Source organism: Paenarthrobacter sp. AMU7 (assembly GCF_041200195.1).
GTDB lineage: Bacteria > Actinomycetota > Actinomycetes > Actinomycetales > Micrococcaceae > Arthrobacter.
Window position 1 is genome coordinate 1,785,214 of the sequence record NZ_CP165735.1, and the last position, 17,245, is coordinate 1,802,458.

The 17,245-nt window shown below is 64.4% G+C and carries 16 protein-coding genes; 11 read left to right on the forward strand and 5 right to left on the reverse strand.

The features are described 5' to 3' along the window. Positions 1-17: 17 nt before the first annotated feature. The 5 genes from ispG (at position 18) to ABQM86_RS08195 (ending at position 5,836) form a co-directional block, all read left to right on the forward strand. Complete coding sequence (gene ispG, locus ABQM86_RS08175; RefSeq protein ID WP_024820317.1) at positions 18-1,184, forward strand: flavodoxin-dependent (E)-4-hydroxy-3-methylbut-2-enyl-diphosphate synthase; 1,167 nt, start codon at positions 18-20, stop codon at positions 1,182-1,184. Further along, the gene (locus tag ABQM86_RS08180; RefSeq protein WP_369746649.1) at positions 1,147-2,025 is read left to right on the forward strand and encodes a GNAT family N-acetyltransferase; all 879 of its coding nucleotides are present in this window, start codon (positions 1,147-1,149) and stop codon (positions 2,023-2,025) included. The genes ispG and ABQM86_RS08180 overlap by 38 nt, the downstream gene beginning before the upstream one ends. Before the next feature lie 74 nt (positions 2,026-2,099). Beyond that, positions 2,100-2,831, forward strand: a complete 732-nt coding sequence (locus ABQM86_RS08185; RefSeq protein ID WP_280627636.1) for a hypothetical protein — start codon at positions 2,100-2,102, stop codon at positions 2,829-2,831. Between the two features lie 399 nt (positions 2,832-3,230). Beyond that, positions 3,231-5,042 carry a proline--tRNA ligase gene (locus ABQM86_RS08190; RefSeq protein ID WP_207596997.1) on the forward strand — a complete coding sequence of 604 codons (1,812 nt, stop codon included), beginning with the start codon at positions 3,231-3,233 and terminating at the stop codon, positions 5,040-5,042. Further along, positions 5,039-5,836, forward strand: coding sequence for a sulfite exporter TauE/SafE family protein (locus ABQM86_RS08195; RefSeq protein ID WP_369746361.1), 798 nt, complete (start codon positions 5,039-5,041; stop codon positions 5,834-5,836). The genes ABQM86_RS08190 and ABQM86_RS08195 overlap by 4 nt, the downstream gene beginning before the upstream one ends. A gap of 14 nt (positions 5,837-5,850) precedes the next feature. On the opposite strand, the gene ABQM86_RS08200 is transcribed toward ABQM86_RS08195, so the two are convergent. The 4 genes from ABQM86_RS08200 to ABQM86_RS08215 are packed head-to-tail and all read right to left on the reverse strand — an operon-like array spanning position 5,851 to position 9,613. Next, on the reverse strand, positions 5,851-6,627 hold the full coding sequence (locus tag ABQM86_RS08200) for an aspartate dehydrogenase domain-containing protein (protein ID WP_337341033.1): 777 nt from the start codon (positions 6,625-6,627) through the stop codon (positions 5,851-5,853). Positions 6,628-6,630: 3 nt separating this feature from the next. After that, positions 6,631-7,653: an aminoglycoside phosphotransferase family protein gene (locus tag ABQM86_RS08205; protein ID WP_369746362.1), complete on the reverse strand. Its 1,023-nt coding sequence runs from the start codon at positions 7,651-7,653 to the stop codon at positions 6,631-6,633. Positions 7,654-7,687: 34 nt separating this feature from the next. Further along, on the reverse strand, positions 7,688-8,416 hold the full coding sequence (locus ABQM86_RS08210) for a VIT family protein (RefSeq protein ID WP_369746363.1): 729 nt from the start codon (positions 8,414-8,416) through the stop codon (positions 7,688-7,690). A gap of 51 nt (positions 8,417-8,467) precedes the next feature. Continuing rightward, entirely contained in the window at positions 8,468-9,613 is a 1,146-nt protein-coding gene (locus tag ABQM86_RS08215) for a ferritin-like domain-containing protein (protein WP_369746364.1), read from the reverse strand. 105 nt (positions 9,614-9,718) lie between these two features. On the opposite strand from ABQM86_RS08215, the gene rimP reads away from it, so the two are divergent. The 6 genes from rimP to ABQM86_RS08245 all read left to right on the forward strand — a co-directional run bounded on the left by rimP (position 9,719) and on the right by ABQM86_RS08245 (position 16,027). Continuing rightward, entirely contained in the window at positions 9,719-10,330 is a 612-nt protein-coding gene (gene rimP, locus ABQM86_RS08220) for a ribosome maturation factor RimP (protein ID WP_089594373.1), read from the forward strand. After that, a complete protein-coding gene (gene nusA, locus ABQM86_RS08225; protein ID WP_089594374.1) occupies positions 10,330-11,310 on the forward strand; it encodes a transcription termination factor NusA in 981 nt (326 codons plus the stop codon). The genes rimP and nusA overlap by 1 nt, the downstream gene beginning before the upstream one ends. Positions 11,311-11,506: 196 nt before the next feature. Then, positions 11,507-11,848 (forward strand): YlxR family protein, encoded by a 342-nt coding sequence (locus ABQM86_RS08230; protein WP_369746365.1) that lies wholly within the window; start codon positions 11,507-11,509, stop codon positions 11,846-11,848. 152 nt (positions 11,849-12,000) lie between these two features. After that, positions 12,001-14,877 carry a translation initiation factor IF-2 gene (gene infB, locus ABQM86_RS08235; RefSeq protein WP_280627641.1) on the forward strand — a complete coding sequence of 959 codons (2,877 nt, stop codon included), beginning with the start codon at positions 12,001-12,003 and terminating at the stop codon, positions 14,875-14,877. Between the two features lie 78 nt (positions 14,878-14,955). Further along, entirely contained in the window at positions 14,956-15,459 is a 504-nt protein-coding gene (gene rbfA / locus ABQM86_RS08240; RefSeq protein ID WP_207597004.1) for a 30S ribosome-binding factor RbfA, read from the forward strand. 85 nt (positions 15,460-15,544) lie between these two features. After that, positions 15,545-16,027 carry a nucleoside deaminase gene (locus ABQM86_RS08245; protein WP_207597005.1) on the forward strand — a complete coding sequence of 161 codons (483 nt, stop codon included), beginning with the start codon at positions 15,545-15,547 and terminating at the stop codon, positions 16,025-16,027. A gap of 46 nt (positions 16,028-16,073) precedes the next feature. On the opposite strand, the gene ABQM86_RS08250 is transcribed toward ABQM86_RS08245, so the two are convergent. After that, the gene (locus ABQM86_RS08250; protein WP_207597006.1) at positions 16,074-17,228 is read right to left on the reverse strand and encodes a pyridoxal phosphate-dependent aminotransferase; all 1,155 of its coding nucleotides are present in this window, start codon (positions 17,226-17,228) and stop codon (positions 16,074-16,076) included. Positions 17,229-17,245: the final 17 nt, after the last annotated feature.

A 17,245-nucleotide genomic window follows, 5' to 3' on the forward strand; every position in this document is an offset into this window, starting at 1 on the left:
CAATCCAAGGAGTCCACGTGACCTCGGTCAGCCTGGGAATGCCAGCAGCCCCACCCCCCGTACTTGCCCCGCGCCGTAAGACACGGCAGATCAAGGTTGGGTCCGTTGGTGTTGGTTCTGATTCGCCCATCAGCGTTCAGTCCATGACCACGACGCCCACCACGGATATCAACGCCACTCTTCAGCAGATTGCCGAACTCACGGCGTCCGGCTGCGACATCGTGCGTGTTGCGTGTCCTTCGGCGGACGACGCCGAAGCGCTTCCCATCATCGCCCGCAAGTCCCAGATCCCCGTGATCGCCGATATCCACTTCCAGCCCAAGTACGTTTTCGCGGCCATTGAGGCCGGATGCGCGGCTGTTCGTGTGAACCCGGGCAACATCCGTAAGTTCGATGACCAGGTCAAGGAAATCGCGGCAGCGGCCCGGGACCACGGCACGTCCATCCGGATCGGCGTCAATGCCGGTTCCCTGGAGCCGGGCATCATGAAGAAGTACGGCAAGGCGACACCCGAAGCCCTGGTGGAGTCCGCCGTGTGGGAAGCGTCCCTGTTCGAGGAACACGGCTTCCACGACTTCAAGATCTCCGTCAAGCACAACGACCCCGTGATCATGGTGGCCGCATACGAAATGCTGGCTGAGCAGGGCGACTGGCCCTTGCACCTCGGTGTGACCGAGGCCGGGCCGGCATTCCAGGGCACCATCAAGTCGGCAACGGCGTTCGGTGCGCTTCTGTCCCGCGGCATCGGTGACACCATTCGTGTTTCCCTTTCGGCTCCGCCGGTGGAGGAAATCAAGGTGGGCAACCAGATCCTGCAATCCCTGAACCTGCGCCCCCGCAAGCTGGAAATCGTCTCCTGCCCGTCCTGTGGCCGTGCGCAGGTTGATGTTTACACGCTGGCGGAGCAGGTAACGGCCGGGCTGGAAGGCATGGAGATTCCCCTGCGTGTCGCCGTCATGGGCTGCGTCGTCAACGGACCCGGTGAGGCCCGTGAAGCAGACCTCGGCGTGGCCTCCGGAAACGGCAAGGGCCAGATTTTCGTGAAGGGCGAAGTCATCAAGACTGTGCCTGAGAGCGAAATTGTTGAGACACTGATCGAAGAGGCCATGCGCATCGCCGAAGAGATGGGGGAGGCCGATGGCGAAGATGCTGTCAAGGGTAGCCCCGTGGTTAGCGTCTCGTAACGAGAACGGCTTGGGAGTCAGGGTGCTCGGCAAAGCCGACACCCTGGCTCTGCGCGCGCTGGCCAGCGAAGACGTGGTGGCCAATGTCTTCATCCTGTCCCACTTGGACAGCACGGGGACGGCTGCGCCCACCAGCGGTGGTGCCAGTATTTTTGGAGTGTTCCACGATCAAACGCTCCTGGGTGCCTGCTGGGCCGGGGCCAACCTCGTTCCTGTGCAACTTGATCCTGCATTGGCAGGCTATGCAGCAACGGCGGCACACCAAACCGGACGCCGTTACGCTTCAATTTTTGGCCCCGCGGACACCGTGCTGGCCCTCTACTCGCGTTTTGAACAACTGGGCCACGCCGCCCACGAGATCCGGTCCAGCCAGCCCCTCCTGACCATCTCCGGTGGACCTGCCATCGGCGCCAATCCTGCCCTGACCTTTGGCGCAATGGAGGATTTTGACCGCATCCTTCCGGCCTGCGCGGCCATGTTCGAGGAAGAAGTTGGCTATTCTCCCTTCCTTGGAGGCCAGGAGTTCTACAGCAGGCGGGTAGCCGGCCTGATCCGGCAGGGACATTCCCTGGTCCACATTGACGCCGGAGGCACGGTGGTCTTCAAAGCTGAACTCGGTGCCGTCACGGCGGATGTGACCCAGGTCCAGGGTGTATGGATGAATCCGGAACTCCGGGGACGCGGCCAGAGCGCCGGCTACATGGCCGCCGTCGTGAATCTCTCAAAGACCTTTGCCCCGGTGACCAGCCTGTACGTCAACGACTACAACGCCAAGGCCCGCGCCACCTACGAACGGGTAGGCTTCGAGCAAGTGGGCACGTTCGCCACGGTGCTTTTTTAGCCTCCGTCCGGGAACTTGTAGTCTTGTCCCGGTTGGCGCACGCCAGCCATCACTCGAACTTTCTTGGGGAACAAATGAAGAAGAATGCGCTGCGCGGTTTTGCCGCGTCAGGACTTTTGGTCATGGGACTCACCGCGTGTGGCGGCGCCGGTACCTCTACGGATGCTGCATCTGCTCCGGCCAGTGAGACCCCGGCCCCTGCGCCCGCCCAGGCAAAGCAGTACACCACCCAGGAACTCACGGACCTGGTGAAGCAGATCAAGGCAGCCGATGGAACGGAACTGATGGTTTCTTCCGTCGACGACCTCGCTGGCCAGCAGGATCCACTCAAGGATCTCCTGGGCTCCATGAACATTGAGCCGGCCGAGTGCAAGGACCTGGCCATGGCCGGCGCTTCGCAGCCGATCGATGGCGCCACCGGCGCCAGCGGTGCAAAAATTGACCCTGCTTCCGGCGTCATTTCCAGTGTGACCCTGGCATCAGGTGTCTCCAAGGACGTGCTGGAGAACAACGTCAAGAGCAACGAAGACCAGATCACCACGTGCGCGAACATGACAATGTCCATGTCCGGCACCACCATGACCATGAAGACGGAAAAGTTCGACGGCATCGGTTCAGTACCCGGAACCCTGGGCATCAAGACCACCATGACCCTCCCTGACGGCCAGACCCAGTCAACCTTGATGGCCGCTGCCATTAAGGACGGCGTCCTCATCTCCGCCACAGCCTCGGGAAAGAACGCCGAAAGCGGCGGCGCAGCAGCTGCCGGGGCACTCATGGACCAGGCCGCAGCACTTATTAAGTAGCGTCGGCGCTGCAGCCGCGCGGCATGCCACCCCGCTTGAAAATGTGTCCGCGATCACATAGGTTCTTCCCAAGCCGTGTCGTTGGGGTGCGGGTGGTATCGGGGGGACTCATGATCAAGACCTTGACCGGCGTCGCTGGCGTCCACACCATCCGTGAGCTCGGCAGTGACCCATGCTTCCCAGCCGCAGATGATCCCGTTCCGCTGGAGGGAACGGCGATCTAGTCCCAGGACAGAGTCTGCGGCCGGCCGGCCGCTGAGCCACGCCATCGCAGGATGACCAGCCCATTGGGGCCAGGGGCTTCCACACGCGACGGCGTGGCTCTTCTGTGTGTGGGCACCCGGTAGATTAGTAGACAGTTGTTTTTGCCACACCTGCCATAGAAACGGATACGTACCCGTGGTCCTTCGCCTTTCCCAGTTATTCCTGCGCACCCTGCGTGAAGATCCCGTTGACGCTGAGGTCGCCAGCCACAAGCTCCTGGTCCGTGCCGGCTACATCCGCCGCGCAGCACCCGGCATCTATACGTGGCTGCCGCTGGGACTGAGTGTCCTGCGCAAGGTAGAAGAGATCATCCGTCAGGAAATGTCGGCCATCGGCGCCCAGGAAGTCCACTTCCCGGCGCTGCTGCCCCGCGAGCCCTACGAGGCCACCAACCGCTGGACCGAATACGGCGAAGGCCTGTTCCGCCTCCAGGACCGTAAGGGCGCGGACTATCTTCTTGCCCCCACGCACGAGGAAATGTTCACGCTCCTGGTGAAGGACCTGTACTCCTCGTACAAGGACCTGCCGCTGAGCCTCTACCAGATCCAGAACAAGTACCGCGATGAAGCACGCCCCCGGGCCGGCCTCCTCCGTGGCCGTGAGTTCATCATGAAGGACTCCTACTCCTTCGACATTGACGACGCCGGTTTGGATGCCAGCTACGCCGCCCACCGCGCCGCCTACCTGAAAATCTTTGAGCGCCTCGGCCTGGAAGTCATCCCCGTTGCTGCCACCGCCGGTGCCATGGGTGGCTCCAAGAGCGAGGAATTCCTGTTCCCCACCGAGATCGGCGAGGACACGTTCGTGCGCTCGGCGGGTGGCTACTACGCCAACGTCGAGGCCGTGACCACTGTTGTCCCGGAGGAGATCGATTTCACCAACGCACCGGCTGCCCAGGTCCTGGACACCCCGAACACTCCCACCATTGATACCTTGGTGGCCGCAGCCAACCAGTTGGCTCCGCGCAGCGAGGCCGACGGCGGCGCCTGGACTGCCGCTGACACGCTCAAGAACGTTGTCCTTGCCGTGACCCTGCCAACGGGTGAGCGCCAGATCGTGGTGATCGGTGTCCCCGGCGACCGCGGAGTGGACCTCAAGCGCGTGGAAGCCAACATCGGCTCACACCTGCCGATTGCCGGCGAGATCGGCCTCGAGGCTGCCAACGAAGAGGACCTCAAGAAGCTGCCGTGGCTGGTCAAGGGCTACATCGGCCCCGGCCTGTCCCTGGACCAGCCTCTGCTGGGCCTTGAGGGCTCGTCCAAGGTGCTGTTCCTGGTTGATCCCCGTGTCGTCTCCGGTACCAGCTGGGTTACAGGCGCCAACGCCGAGGGCAAGCATGTCTTTGGGCTGGTCGCCGGCCGCGACTTCACGTGGGACGGCGTCATTGAAAGCACCGAAGTGCGTGCTGGCGACCCCGCCCCGGATGGATCCGGTCCGCTGGAGACCGCCCGCGGCATCGAAATGGGCCACATCTTCCAGCTCGGCCGCAAGTATGCCGCGGCCTTGGACTTGAAGGTGCTGGACCAGAACGGCAAGCAGCAGGTTGTCACCATGGGCTCCTACGGCGTTGGTGTTACGCGCGCAGTGGCCGCCTTGGCTGAAGCAAACCATGACGACCGCGGCCTCGTCTGGCCGCGCTCAGTGGCTCCGGCAGATGTCCATGTGGTGGCCGTAGGCCGTGGCGATGAAATCTTCGAGGCTGCTGAAAAGCTCTCCGCTGAGCTTGAAGCTGCCGGCCTGGACGTCATTTTCGACGACCGTCCGAAGGTTTCCCCCGGCGTAAAGTTCGGTGATGCCGAGCTGGTTGGCGTGCCCACCATCCTGGCCGTTGGCCGGGGACTTGTAGACGGTGTGGTGGAAGTCAAGGATCGCCGCAGCGGCGAAGCCGAGAACGTTGCGGTGGACAAGGCCGTGGACTACGTGGTCAACTCCGTACGAAACCGGTGATTTCCGGCTTCGAATCAATCCAGCTCACCACTCTCATCCTGATTGTGGTGGCTGGATTCGCCGCCGGTTGGGTGGACGCTGTTGTAGGGGGCGGGGGACTGATCCAGCTTCCCGCCCTGCTGCTGGTTCCCGGCATCACGCCGGTGCAGGCCTTGGCCACCAACAAGATGGGGTCCATTTTCGGCACCACCACCAGCGCCGTGACGTATTACCGGCGCGTGGGACCCGATCTCAAAACAGCCGTGCCCATGGCGGTCATCGCGTTGGCGGGGAGCTTCGGTGGGGCCATCCTGGCCGCTTCGCTGCCTGCCAGTGTGTTCAAGCCGATCATCGTGGTGGCATTGATCGCCGTCGCCATTTTCACTGCCTTGCGCCCCCGCGCCGGAGAGTTGACTGCCCTCCGCCACGACGGCCACAAGCACTACGTGGTGGCATGCCTCATAGGCGCCGTCATTGGCTTCTATGACGGTCTGATCGGCCCTGGCACCGGCTCTTTCCTGGTGATCGCCCTGGTTGCGGCCATGGGTTACGCGTTCCTGGAAGCCAGCGCCAAGGCGAAGATCGTCAATATGGCCACCAACGCCGGCGCCCTGATCTTTTTCCTTCCCCACGGCTCCCTGCTGTGGGGCGTAGGGCTGGTCCTGGGCCTGGCCAATATGGCCGGCGGCTATCTTGGTGCACGCACCGCCGTAGCCAAGGGGAGCAGTTTTGTACGCGTTGTCTTCCTGATCGTAGTTGCGGCGTTGATCATCAAGCTCGGCGTCGACGTCTGGAATGAGAACTTCGCGGCCTGATTCCCACGCAGGCGTCAGATGAAACTGCCGCTGGCATTGGCCAGCGATTTCAGACCGCGGACGACGGCGTGAGGCACCAACGCGCTGGAGGCCGGGTTACCGGGGGATGCCTCATTGGTGACGCAGATATCGAACGTACCCAGGCTGGTCTCCGCCACCACGTGGTGGGCTGTCTGGCCGGCGCCCGGATCTGCGATGAGCACAGCCTCCACCACGTCCCAGTTGCCAGCGGCCAAGGCAAGCGCGGACACCACGTTGGTGGATTTAGGGAAGGCCTTGATCAAGTCCGCAGGGCCGCCCCGCAGAAGCTCCACGGGCCGGGTCGCGGCGAGCAGCCGTTCTTTGGTTTCCCCGTCCATCCACGGCTGGACCAGGGCGGCGGGCAGTTTTCGCGACTCCAGGGTGATGCGGTGAATGGTGCCGCCGGCGGAGGCGGCTGTGATCGCGTCCAGTCCGCCCAAGGCGCCGGTGGTGAGGAACGTCCGGCCTGGACCGTCGTCGAGCAGTTTCGTCCGCAGGGACTGGTCGCACAAGGCGCCTATCGAGGTGACCAGCAGGTCCGTGCCTGCCGCTACGGTACGGGGGCCGAATTCCGCGACGGCGGCGACGCCGGCGCACTCCACCACGACATCCGCCACTTCCAAGGCGTCGTCGAAGCTGAACCCTGCCCCGGCCTTGCCGTGCGGCACAACTCCGGCGAGCCTGGCGCCAGGGACTGTCCCGGCGTCGAGCAGTTCCACGATCCTCGAGCCGATGGCCCCGGACCCGATCAGGGCTACGGTGAGTGTCATCGCCTAGTGCGCCGTAGCGCCGGGATCGGGGATCTCATGGACCCGTGGAAGGCCATCAAGTGTTCGGCCTGCAAGAGTGCTGGCAACCCACAAAGAACGCGCTAAGTCTCCGCCGTGACCGGGAGTCCCCGCGTACCACAGAGCATTGTCCACCTCGCGGGCAATGCTCCATTGCCGGGAAGCCTCGGGATCGAGCCCCGCGGCGACGCTGAAATCGTGGCAACGCTCCCGCAACGCAGCCTCCGGGGCCGTTCGGGAGAGGTCATGGATCCGGTTCCACAAAACCGGCGCCACAGCGAACTCGGCCTCACCAATCTGTGGTTGCGGATCGATGGCCAGGTAGTCGCCACGGAGTTGCCGGTTGCCACTGGGGACAGCAAGGATGTTCATGAAGTGGAGGTCCGTGTGAACCAGGACATCCGTCCCCGAGCGGCGTCCCACGGCGCCACGCGTCTGGCATACTTCCAGCGCCGCTTCCAGCAGCCACCTGGGAAATGGCCGGTCCAGGCGTTCCCACTCCGCCGGCAGCTCATCGCTCCATCGCTCGGCAGTTGCGGCAATGTGCTCCAAGGCCCGCCACTCCAGGCGCTCGTCAGGTTGGATGGAGAGCCGGCGCAGGACGGCGCCCCAGGCGTCCCTCGCGTGATCCATGGGGGCGTCCTGGAGCCAGCGGGAGGCCTCCAGCCGTTCAAGGAGCATGGTGCAACTGGGAGCATCCGCTGCCAGCAGGCGGACCGCGCCGTGACCATCCCACAGTGCCAGGGCGTGGCGCTCCACCTGGGCTTCGTCGTGCGGGTAGGCGATCTTCAGCGCGGACGGGGCGCCGTTCTGGAGGACCGGCACCACCAGCGCTCCATGGCCGTTCCATGGTTCGGTGCCGGGTGCCAGGTCAACTGAGAGCTGCCACCGGTCCAGGGCGTCGGAGATAAGTCCCGGAAGGCTGGCCAGCCAGTCGCGTCCCGCGGAGTCGCGGTTGTACCGGGCGTGGAGGTCGCCCGGAATGGGAATCATCGCGTGAAGGGTCACGCGATCAGCCTAACTCTGAGGGAAGCCGGAGCCCCTAGAAAACGCCGCTGGCACCCAAGAGCGTTCCCAGGGAGAACGTGGCAGCCAGGGCCAACGCGCCGCCCAGCACCACCCGGAAGGCCGCACGGAACCGGGAAGCGCCACCGATCCAGGCGCCAACAGCTCCGGTGATCGCCAAGGCAAGCAGGACCGCCACGAAGGTCAGCGGTACCCGGAGCTCCGGGGGAGGCAGGAGGATGGCCAGCATGGGCAGTATGGCCCCCAAAGTGAACGCCACAGCGGAGGCGAACGCCGCATTCCACGGGCTCACAATGTCGTCCTCGTGGATGTTCAGCTCCGCAGAGAGATGGGCGGCCAGGGCATCGTGCTCCGTGAGCTCCTCGGCAACCGTCCGGGCAGTCCTGGCACTGAGTCCCTTGGACTCGTAGATGGCCGCCAGCTCGTTGAGTTCGTCCTCGGGTTGCTGGGCCAGTTCGAGGCGTTCCTTCTCGATCAGCGCCTTCTGGGTGTCGCTCTGGCTGCTGACGGAGACGTATTCACCCAAGGCCATGGAAATGGCGCCACCCACCAGGCCCGCGGTACCGGCGGCAAGGATGCTGCCGGTGCTGGTGGTGGCACCTGCCACGCCCACCACGATCGCAGCAACGGACACAATCCCGTCATTGGCGCCCAGGACCCCGGCCCGCAACCAGTTCAACCGGTGGGCCAAGTCATCCCGGTGGGGTTCGCTCTCGTGCACGGTGGCAGTGTCTGGGGAAGCCATAATCCAAGCCAAGCACCGGGGGAGGGTCTTGACCAGCATGGCTAGGCTGGCCTATCCGGCGGGAGGAGGCGCGGACCCCTTCATAGTGGACCCGGTGGATGGTGTGGTGGAGGCGGAGCCGGACGCTGGACCCGTCGCTGAACCGCCCGCTGAACCGGGCGCCGGCAGCGGCGGCAACTCCCCGGCGTCGAGCGTCAGACCTGGCATGGCAGGCACGTCCGCACCCCACGCCAGGCTCCTGCGGGCAGCGGCAAGGAGGCCGTCCACCGCCCATGCCCGCGTCCCACCCGTGGACAGGGCAACCAAGTCCCCCATTACCGGAAGAGCCGACGATTCCATCGCAGCCAGGGCAGCGGCGGGGTCCTGCGCGAACTGTTCCGGAAGACGGTATCCGGCTTCGCTGGCAGGTACGTCCCCGCAGTTGGCCCGGGTCAGCGCCTCCACCTGCTGGAGCAGCAGTTCATGGGCTGCAAGGCCCTTGGCCGCGGTGCCGGCGGAAGCAGTGTCCAGCCGTTTGAGCGCCACCTGGTACGCGTAGACCGCTTCCTGATGTATGCGGACCGTAGCTGCCAAGGATGCGTCGGTGGTGGCGGACGTTGGCTCGGGCGTGGGGCTGACCGAAGGGCACGGTGCCGTCGACGGCGTGGCGGCAGGTATTGGGGTCTTGGATGCCGCGGCATCCTTCGGGATCGGCAACTGCCACGCACCAGCCAGCTTTTCGGCCCCCAGCACTTGGGCGGATCCCACGGCGGCGAGGAGCCGGGCGATGCCGCCGTCGGCCTCGTAGGCGTCTGCCAGGCGCTGGGTTCCGCTCGCGGACAAAGCGGCAACAAAGTCGGAACGCGTGGTGCCGTCTGCTCTGCCGGTAGTAGTCGCGGTGGCGGAGGGAGTTGCTTCGGATGGAACCAGGAGGGCGCGAGCCTGCGTTGTCAGCAAAGTCACAGCGTCCTTGAGTGCGGTCTGGTCAGCACCCTGGCCGGCGGACGAAGACAGGGCGGCGGCCGATTCGCGAAGTTGCAGAGTGTCCTCCAGCGCACCCGCACGGGCGGCTTCGGAGAAGGGGACGGGCGGGGGAGTGCCGGAATCACGCGGAATAAGCACTATTCCGGTCCCTGCGACGAGCAATGCCACCACGGTAACCAGCAGGGCGCGGCCCCAGGGTGGTGTTCGTTGTTTTTCGCTTGTCTGCCCGCTCACAACAGACCATGGTGTCACGTGCGTGGCAAAGTCCGTGCACCATGTTCCCGGGAAAATCGTTAGGCTAGTAGTCACAACAACATCTATCGGGAGGCGGCGGGCAACGTGAGTGACTCGGAAGCCACGACTTCAACACACCGTTCTGAATCCAACTCAACGGCCACCATCCACAACCCGGAAGAGAGCAGGCTTAAGGCGCTGCTTGAACCGGCTGTCCTTGCCAGCAGGCTCTACCTCGAGGATGTTTCCATCCACGTTGCCGGTTCACACCGCACGGTCCACGTCGTCGTGGACCTGCCGCAGGAGGAGACCGGCGGTGTCAGCCTTGACGCCATTGCGGATGTCTCACGCGGGTTGTCCGATATCCTGGACAACGATCCCCATGACGACGGACGTCCGTATGACCTTGAGGTTTCCTCGCCGGGCGTCAGCCGCCCCCTGACCGAACCGCGCCACTGGCACCGGGCCCGGGGCCGCATGGTCCGGGTCAACGTGATCCAGGGGGACAACCTCCTGGGCCGCATCGCCTCGGTGGAGGATGACGGCGTGACGTTGATCCCCGAACACGAGGTCAAGAAGGGCATGAAGCCCAAGCAAGGCGACCCCATCACTATTCCTTTCGACAGGATCCGCCAAGGAAAAGTCGAGATTGAATTCAGCCACCTCCACGAGGCTGCGCTGGCAGACGAGCACAACGGACCTTCTGAGGAGGCCTAATGGATATTGACATGAGCGCACTGAGACTCCTGGAGCGTGAGCGTGAAATCCCGCTGGATCTCCTGATTCCCACCATCGAGCAAGCCCTGTTGGTGGCGTACCACAAGACGCCCGGCGCCTTCGAGAAGGCCCGCGCGGAATTGGACCGCAAGAGCGGCCACGTGACCATCTGGGCCACCGAGATTGACGACGACGGCGAGCCCATCGGCGAGTTTGAGGACACTCCGGCCGGCTTTGGCCGCATCGCAGCCAGCACGGCCCGCCAGATCATCCTCCAGCGTCTCCGCGACGTGGAGGATGACAACGTCCTGGGTGAGTTCAAGGGCCGTGAAGGCGAACTCGTTGCCGGCATGATCCAGCAGGGCAACAACCCGCACATGATCCAGGTCAACCTGGGAGCCGTTGAGGCACTGCTGCCGCCGCCCGAGCAGGTTCCCGGTGAGAAGTACCTCCACGGAAGCCGACTGCGCGCTTTCGTGGTCGATGTCCACCGTGGCGCCAAAGGTCCTTCCATCACGCTGTCCCGTTCGCACCCCGGACTGGTCCGCAAGCTGTTCGAAATGGAAGTTCCGGAAATCGCCGACCACTCCGTGGAGATCGTGGCGCTTGCCCGCGAAGCAGGCCACCGCACCAAAATCGCCGTCAAGGCCAACACTCCCGGCATCAACGCCAAGGGTGCCTGCATCGGTGAAATGGGTTCGCGTGTCCGGGCAGTCATGACTGAACTGAACGACGAAAAGATCGACATCGTCGACTTCAGTGATGACCCGGCAACCTTCATTGCCAACTCCTTGTCGCCCTCCAGGGTGAATTCCGTCACAATCACGGACGAGTCAACCCGCTCGGCCCGAGTGGTGGTTCCCGATTACCAGCTTTCGCTGGCCATCGGCAAGGAAGGCCAGAACGCCCGGCTCGCCGCAAAGCTGACTGGCTGGCGGATCGATATCGTCTCCGACGCCGCTCCGGCCAAGGTCGACTAGCGGTTCAACCGGCGGCTGATGCCGCCGGTTCCGCGCCGCGCTTGGGCGTCCCTGGTTTCGGTAGTGCGGGGCCGGGGGGCTAGACTAGATGGAACCGGGCTTACGTCCGGTATCCGCGCGCTTTGGCGTGCCTCAGCTGCGTGTGCAGGACCGGGGCCCGTCGGGCGCCAGTAACGTAAGGCAGGTTGGACACGTCGTGGCTGAACTGCTTGAACACGGCCAGGGGCCTGTTCGCACGTGCATCGGATGCCGGAAGCAAGGCTCCCGGTCCGAGCTTGTCCGGCTGGTCGCCCAAGGCAGCGGTTCGTCCGCCGTCCTGGTGGATGTCCGACGCCGGATGGCCGGCAGGGGTGCGTGGCTGCACCCCAGCGAAAAGTGCTTGGCATTGGCGATCAAGCGGCGCGCTTTCGGAAGGGCCCTCGCGGGTGCTGCCGAAACGGACGCCGTCGAACGTTACCTGATGCAGGGCACGCCACTTGTGGAGGCCCAGGCCACCACAGGAAAACCGTCCAAACCTGAAAGCGGGTCAGAAAACTGATGGAAACCCGATGAGTTCCCAGCGATGAGTGCGTAACGATGACAACTTTGTTGCGCTCTGCAATGGGCCTTTCATTCGCGCAAGCGGCGAAGGCCCGCAGTAAGAAGTAGACGGTTCGTGCCTGGCTCGGTGCGGACCGAGACAGGAGAAATGTGGCCAAGGTCCGCGTACATGAGCTCGCCAAAGAGCTCGGTATTACTTCCAAAGATGCAGTAACCAAACTGCAGGAATTGGGCGAATTCGTTCGCTCCGCCTCGTCAACCATCGAGGCCCCAGTCGTGAAGAAACTTCGCGACGCCTACCCGGGTGCCGGCGCTGCCAAGGCCGCCGCTCCCGCTGCCGCTCCCGCGGCAACCCGTCCCGCAGCATCCCGTCCGGCAGCACCGGCTCCGGGCCCCGCAGCACCGAAGGCTCCGGCCCCGGCACCTGCAGCCCCCGCTCCGGCAGCTTCGGCTCCTGCAGCACCGGCGGCTCCCGCGGCTTCGGCTCCGGCAGCACCCGCGGCTCCTGCCGCGTCCACCCCGGTGTCGGCCAAGCCCGGCGCCCGTCCTGCTCCCAAGGCAGAGACGCCGGCTCCGGCACGTCAAGGTGGCCAGGCTCCGCGTCCCGGCGGTCCCCGTCCGGGCAACAACCCGTTTGCTACCTCCCAGGGCATGCCCCGGGGCCGTGGTGGCGACGGAGATCGTCCGCCCCGTCCGGGTAACAACCCGTTCGCACCGTCCCAGGGCATGCCCCGGGGCGAACGCCGCAACGACGGCGAACGCCCCGGTGGTCCCCGTCCCGCTGCCGGCGCAGGCGGTCCCCGTCCTGCAGCAGGCACCGGTGGTCCCCGTCCGGGCGCTCCGCGTCCGGGTGCACCCCGTCCGGGCGCTCCGCGTCCCGCTGGCGGTCCCGGTGCCGGAAACCGTCCTACTCCGGGCATGATGCCCAACCGCACTGAGCGTCCGGCTCCCGGTGGCGCAGGCCGTCCGGGTGGCGCAGGCCGTCCCGGTGGCGGCCCCGGTCGTCCCGGTGGCGCGCCCGGTGCAGGTACCGGTGGCGGCGCTCCCGCCGGCGGTGGCTTCGGCAAGGGTGGCCGCGGCCGCGGTGGCACCCAGGGTGCCTTCGGCAAGGGTGGCGCCGGTCGTGGCAAGCAGCGTAAGTCGAAGCGTGCAAAGCGCCAGGAACTGGAGCAGATGAGTGCTCCGTCGCTGGGCGGCGTATCGGTACCCCGCGGTGATGGCGAGACCATCATCCGGCTTCGTCGTGGCTCGTCCATCACGGACTTTGCCGAGAAGATTGATGCGAACCCCGCATCGCTGGTGACCGTGCTGTTCCACCTCGGTGAAATGGCAACGGCTACGCAGTCCCTCGACGAAGACACCTTTGGCCTGCTTGGCGCCGAACTTGGCTACAAGCTCCAGGTTGTTTCCCCCGAGGATGAAGAGCGCGAGCTGCTGGATCAGTTCGACATCAACATCCAGGATGAACTCGACGCCGAAGGCGACGACGTTCTCGAGGCCCGCGCCCCGGTTGTCACCGTCATGGGTCACGTTGACCACGGTAAGACCCGCCTGTTGGATGCCATCCGCAACTCGAACGTTGTGGCCGGCGAGCACGGTGGCATCACCCAGCACATCGGTGCCTACCAGATCAGCCACGTCCACGAGGGCACTGCCCGCGACATCACCTTCATTGACACCCCCGGTCACGAGGCCTTCACGGCCATGCGTGCACGTGGTGCCAAGGTCACCGATATCGCCATCCTGGTTGTCGCAGCCGACGACGGCGTCATGCCGCAGACGGTGGAAGCGCTCAACCACGCCCAGGCAGCCAATGTGCCGATCGTCGTCGCGGTGAACAAGATCGACAAGGAAGGCGCCAACCCTGACAAGGTCAAGGGCCAGCTGACCGAGTACGGCTTGGTTCCGGAAGAGTACGGTGGCGACACCATGTTCGTTGAGGTCTCTGCACGCCAGAACCTCAATATTGACGAACTGATCGACGCCGTCCTGCTCACGGCCGATGCGGCACTGGATCTGCGCGCCAACCCGGACAAGGACGCTCGAGGCATTGCCATCGAAGCGAACCTGGACAAGGGCCGCGGTGCTGTTGCTACCGTCCTGGTCCAGTCCGGAACCTTGGCCGTGGGCGACACGATCGTGGCCGGTACGGCTCACGGCCGCGTCCGTGCCATGTTCGACGAGAACGGCGAGGCACTCGATGTCGCACTGCCGTCCCGTCCGGTGCAGGTCCTCGGCCTGTCCAACGTGCCGCGTGCAGGTGACACCTTCCTGGTGACCCCTGACGAGCGTACGGCCCGCCAGATCGCTGAGAAGCGTGAAGCTGCCGACCGCAACGCCGCACTGGCCAAGCGTCGCAAGCGCATCAGCCTGGAGGACTTCGACCAGGCCGTTGCAGAAGGCAAGATCGACACCCTCAACCTCATCCTCAAGGGTGACGTTTCCGGTGCCGTGGAAGCCCTCGAAGACGCCTTGCTCAAGATCGACGTCGGAGATGACGACGTTCAGCTGCGTGTCATTCACCGCGGTGTGGGTGCCATCACGCAGAACGACGTCAACCTCGCTACGGTGGACAACGCCATCATCATCGGCTTCAACGTCAAGCCGGCCGAGCGCGTTGCTGAACTTGCTGACCGTGAAGGCGTGGACATGCGCTTCTACTCGGTCATCTACGCAGCAATCGATGACATTGAGATGGCTCTCAAGGGCATGCTCAAGCCGGAGTACGAAGAAGTCCAGCTCGGCACTGCCGAGGTCCGCGAAGTCTTCCGTTCCTCCAAGTTCGGCAACATCGCAGGCTCGATCGTCCGCACGGGCATCATCCGCCGTAACAGCAAGGCACGTGTCAGCCGCGACGGCAAGGTCATCGGTGACAACCTCACCGTTGAGACGCTCAAGCGCTTCAAGGATGACGCCACCGAAGTCCGTACCGACTTCGAGTGTGGTATCGGTCTTGGCTCCTTCAACGACATCACTGAAGGCGACATCATCGAGACCTTCGAAATGCGCGAAAAGCCGCGCGTCTAGGTTCCGTTTGGAACGGGTCCGTCGGGTAGCCCCGGCGGACCCGTTCCGTCCCCGTTTCTAACTTTCCAGGAGGAAGTCATGGCTGATCCCGCACGCGCTGCCAAGCTGGCACAGCGGATTAAGGTCGTCGTCGCTGAGGCCCTCGGTCGTCGGGTCAAAGATCCGCGTGTCGAGTCCATCACGGTCACCGACGCCCGCGTCACCAACGACCTTCAGCACGCCACCATCTACTACACCGTCTTCGGTGACGAGGTAGCCCACGCAGATGCTGCCCGCGCCTTGGAGAAGGCCAAGGGTGTGCTTCGGCAGGAAGTTGGCCGCAACATCACCGTCCGGCTTACCCCGACGCTCGAGTTTGTTGCGGACCAAATCCCCGTCAACGCCTCGAACCTTGAGGAGTTGCTGCGCGAAGCCAAGCGTCGCGATGCCGAGGTAGCCGCTTTGGCTGCCAGTGCCAAGCACGCCGGCGAGGCCGACCCCTACAAGGGCGATGCCCCTGAGGACATCGACGAGGACGACTTCGACGAAGAGGACACTGATCTCTCCGGAGATCAAGAACTCGACGAAGACGCCAACCGCTAAGAACCTCAGCGTTTTTGTACACCCAATGCCCCTAAGACAGCGTTTTAGGGGCATTGGCTGTACTCAGACTCGTTAGGATCAGAGCATGTCGGCGCACACTGCTCAGCAACGTGATGAATATCTGAACCGTGCCATCCACCTGGCGGTGCAGAACGTTTCCGACGGCGGCGGTCCTTTCGGCGCCGTTGTGGTCACCCCGGACGGGACTGTCCATGAAGGTGTCAACAGGGTCACCCGCGACCATGACCCCACAGCCCATGCAGAAGTCGTGGCGATCCGCCGGGCCGCTTCCGCGGCGCAACGGTTCGACCTCACGGGATCGGTTCTCTACGCCAGTTGTGAGCCGTGCCCCTTGTGTTTGTCGGCCGCGCTCTGGGCCAGGATCGGCCATGTCTACTTCGCGGCGGACAGGCATGGTGCCGCCCGGGCTGGGTTTGATGACGCCGTGTTCTACGAATATTTCGCCGGTGCCAGGCCTGGGCTGCTGCCGGTAGAGCACGCTGCATTGCCCGCGTCAGGTGACCCCTTCGAGGCCTGGCTCAACCACTCCCGCCGGACCGCCTACTGAGGCCGGTCGGCCTGCGAAGGCGCCCGCATCCTGGAGTCCCCGGCAACTAGACCTTGGCTGGGAGCCGGCTGACGCCGTCGAGCAGGTCCTGCTGCCCACCACAGAGGGCAATCCTGATCCATCCTTCACCGATTGAGCCGAATGCCGTTCCCGGCGCGAAGGACACCCCGGCATCAGCGAGGAACTTTCGCACCCAGGTGCGGACATCCCCGTTGGTGACATGGGAGACGTCGGCCCACAAATAGAACGCCCCCTGTGCTCCCAAATACGGAATTCCCTTCCCCGACAACACCGCTGAGGCCGCATCCCGGTTGCTCCGGTAGTGGTCGCGGGCGTGGGAAACATAGTCCTGCGGCCCCGTGAGTGCGGCCAAAGCGGCGTACTGGGAAGGTGATGCGACGCAGGACACGATCGATTCCATGACGTTGTTCATCTTCTGCTCCAGTCCTGGAGGGCAGATCAAGGCACCGATGCGCAGGCCTGTGAGGCCGTAGGTCTTGGACAGCGTCAGGGAGGTGAAAACGCGGGCTTCACCGGGAACGTCGCTGTCGTAGCGGGCCGGGCTGACATGTGGCACATCGAACGTGAAGGCCTCATAGCACTCGTCCGAAATGATCCAGAGGTCATGCCGCACTGCCAGCTCCACGAGATGGCGCGTGGCGTCTTCACTGATGACCGCGCCCAAAGGGTTGGAGGGGGAGTTCAACATCAGCACCTTGGTCCGTGGTGTGATGAGTGCTTCGATGTCCTCGATGTGGGGCTGGAAGTCGTTCTTGGGGTACAGCGGGTACTGGACCGGCACTGCGTGCAGGAGGCGGCTGGTCATGGCGAACGTGGGGTACCCGGGGTTGGGAATGAGGATCTCGTCGCCCGGAGCGAGCAGGAGGCTCATGGCGAAGTGCAGGCCCTGCTGCGCGCCGTCCACCACATAGACCCGCTCCGCCCCGATCTGCACGTGCTGCTGTTCGCGGAAGCGCGCTGCGAAGGCTTCACGGAGCGCGGGAATCCCGGCGTTCGGTGTGTAATTGGTCTCATCCCGGTCCAGGCAGGCAATGCCGGCGTCCAGGACGTGCCGCGGCAGTGCAAAGCCCGGCTCGCCGATGCTGAGGACGATCGCTCCGGGGGTTGCCCAGGCGGCTTCGGTGATTTCCCGGATCTGGTTCACGGGGACGTCGCGGACATGTGTGGCAAGCTCAGGCATGGGAGCCATCCTAGCCA

Coding starts and splice junctions, on each gene's coding strand:
- ABQM86_RS08180 (WP_369746649.1), top strand. CDS start 1,147: ATGCTGTCAAGGGTAGCCCCGTGGTTAGCGTCTCGTAACGAGAACGGC.
- ABQM86_RS08185 (WP_280627636.1), top strand. CDS start 2,100: ATGAAGAAGAATGCGCTGCGCGGTTTTGCCGCGTCAGGACTTTTGGTC.
- rbfA (WP_207597004.1), top strand. CDS start 14,956: ATGGCTGATCCCGCACGCGCTGCCAAGCTGGCACAGCGGATTAAGGTC.
- ABQM86_RS08210 (WP_369746363.1), bottom strand. CDS start 8,416: ATGGCTTCCCCAGACACTGCCACCGTGCACGAGAGCGAACCCCACCGG.
- ABQM86_RS08250 (WP_207597006.1), bottom strand. CDS start 17,228: ATGCCTGAGCTTGCCACACATGTCCGCGACGTCCCCGTGAACCAGATC.
- nusA (WP_089594374.1), top strand. CDS start 10,330: ATGGATATTGACATGAGCGCACTGAGACTCCTGGAGCGTGAGCGTGAA.
- ABQM86_RS08245 (WP_207597005.1), top strand. CDS start 15,545: ATGTCGGCGCACACTGCTCAGCAACGTGATGAATATCTGAACCGTGCC.
- ABQM86_RS08200 (WP_337341033.1), bottom strand. CDS start 6,627: ATGACACTCACCGTAGCCCTGATCGGGTCCGGGGCCATCGGCTCGAGG.